We start from the raw sequence: 2,413 nt of genomic DNA, 5'->3' as shown, positions 1-2,413 counted from the left end.
CTCCACCACCGCCTTCGGCGGCGGTCCCCCTCCCCCAGCAAGCTGGGGGAGGATTGAAGAGAGCCCCTCCCCTCACCCGCGCACCAGCTTGCCGTTCTCGATGCGGCGGAAGAAGCAGCTCGGTTCGCCGGTGTGGCAGGCGGGGCCGGCGGGGTCGACCTTTAGCCAAAGCGCGTCCTGGTCGCAGTCGATCCGCGCCTCGACCACGCGCAGGACGTGACCGCTGCTCTCGCCCTTTTTCCACAGCCGCTGCCGGCTGCGCGACCAGAACCACGCCTCGCCGGTGTCGAGCGTCTTCGCCAGCGCATCGGCGTTCATGTGCGCGAGCATCAGCAGCTCGCCGGTCGCGGCGTGCGTCGCGACAGCTGTGATCAGCCCGTTGGCGTCGTAATTCGGGTTCAGGTCGAGCGTGGAATCGCGGGGGTCGGACATGGCGATGTGCTTACCCCCTCCCCCGTCGTCCGTCACCCCGGGCCGTGGCGTTCGCGCGGCTCGCAGGTTCTACATTCGTTTGCTGGGCGATCGTCGCCTGTATCTCCCGTGCCTGCATTAGCCGCCAGGCCGCTTTCCACGGCCCGCAAGCCCCCGTCAGATCCGCATCATGTCGAGCCAGCCGGGTTTACCCTGCCACACCGTCGCGAAGGCGCGCTCGGCGGCGGCGGCTTCGACGACATTGCCGAGTTTGCGTTCGGTCTGGGCGAGGCCGTAGAGCGCGAGGCCGTTGTTCGGGGCTTCGAACAGGGCGGCGAGGAAGGCACCCTTTGCCTCGGAATAGCGGCCCGCCTGATAATAGGCCGCGCCGAGCGACTGGGTGACAGGGTAATACCAGAAGGGCGGCTCGCTATAAGGGATCGCCTTTTGCAGCTCCGCCGCGCGGGCGAAATGGGCGATGGCGGCGTCGGGATCGGACTGTGCCATCGCGCGGCGGCCCTTTGCGACGTCGATCGCGAGGCGGACGATGAGCGGCGCGGGGAAGCCGCCCGCCTCCATCTTCACCACATCGGGGCTGGTGGCGAGGCGCTGCATCGCCGCGATCTCGGTGTCGAATGCGGTGGCGTCGGTATCGGGCGCGTGGGCGACGGCGCGGGCGTAGCGGCGCATCGCCTCCACATAGGCGAGCGGGTGCAGACTGGCGGTGCGGGCGAGCGCCTCGGCGCGCGGCGCATATTGTGCGAGCGCGAAATAGGGCGCGGCGTAGATCGCCTGAACCCAATAGAGTTCGCGGCCGCTGTCGATATCGACGATCTCGGCCAGCCGGGCGGTCTGGCGCAGGATGGTGGCGGCGTCGCCGGTCATCTGGGCCGAGGCGAGCAGGAAATGGACGTTGTGCGGATAATAGCCGTAGCGGACGAGGCCATCGTCGCCGGCTTCGCGCAGATAGGCCTCATCCGCCGCGACCGCTTCGGCATTGGCAGCGATCGAATCGGCGTAGCGCCCGAGGCGGTAATAGATATGCGCGGGCATGTGGACGAGGTGGCCGAGCGCGGCGGGGCCAGAGGTGCGCAGGCGATCGGCGGCGGCCTCCGCCTTCTTCGGCTGGGGCAGTTCGAGCAGGTGGATATAGAGGTGTGACGCCTGGGGGTGGCGCGGGCTGCGCGCCATCACGGTTTCGATCAGGGCGACGGCGTCGCCGATCAGCGGGCGCGGCTTACCGGCCGCGTCCTCCCAATAGTTCCAGGGGCTGGTGTTCATCGCGGACTCGGCGGCGAGGACGGCGAGGTCGTCGCTCCTGGGATAGGCACGGGCGGCAGCGAGCATCGCCTTTGCATACGCCATGTCGAGCGCGGCGCGGTCGGCACCGGGCGCACTGGAGTAGCGCGCGGCCTGTGCGGCGATCAGCTGGCGGATCGCGGGGTTGGCGGTAGCGGCGAGCTGCCGCGCTTTGGCGATGGCCCTGAGTGCGGCACGGTTCTGGGCGTCATCCATGCCGGCGTTGATGTTGGGGCCGTTGGCCATCGCCTCGCCCCACCAGCACATCGCGCAGGACGGATCGAGCTGCTGCGCGCGCCGAAAGGCGCGGATCGCAGCGGCGTGGTTGAAGCCATAGGACAGCGCCAGCCCCTGATCGAACCATGCGCGGGCGGCGGAAGAGATATCGCCGAGCGGGAGATCGGAGGGGGCGATGCCCGAATAAAGGCCGGGCGTGCGGGTTGCGCCGGCATGGGTTTCGGCGAACGCTCGGGCGAGTGCGAGGCGGCTGGCGAGCACCGATTTGCTGGCGTCGAGACCGCGACAGGCGAGCCGACCCGCGCGGGTCGGGTCGAGCGCGGCGAGCATGGCGTCGGACAGCGGCGCCGGGCTGCGGCTCGCCGATGCGCTGCCGAGCGTGAGTAAGGCGCCGATGACGGCGGTGGCCTTGAGATGTCGGCGCATAGTTCCCCTCCCCCGATGTCGACCGGGCGGAGGGTATCAG

General features: G+C 69.5%; 2 protein-coding genes. Both read right to left on the bottom strand.

All coding sequences use genetic code 11. From position 1 onward, the window contains the following. Nucleotides 1-72: 72 nt before the first annotated feature. On the bottom strand, nt 73-432 hold the full coding sequence (gene hisI / locus AX681_RS02645) for a phosphoribosyl-AMP cyclohydrolase (RefSeq protein ID WP_066661593.1): 360 nt from the start codon (nt 430-432) through the stop codon (nt 73-75). A 156-nt stretch (nt 433-588) separates the two neighbouring features. Continuing rightward, nucleotides 589-2,373, bottom strand: a complete 1,785-nt coding sequence (locus AX681_RS02640; protein WP_066661596.1) for a hypothetical protein — start codon at nt 2,371-2,373, stop codon at nt 589-591. Nucleotides 2,374-2,413: the final 40 nt, after the last annotated feature.

Source organism: Sphingomonas sp. CCH9-E2 (assembly GCF_001557215.1).
Classification (GTDB): domain Bacteria; phylum Pseudomonadota; class Alphaproteobacteria; order Sphingomonadales; family Sphingomonadaceae; genus Sphingomonas.
This window is presented reverse-complemented; position numbering and strand designations above follow the sequence as displayed.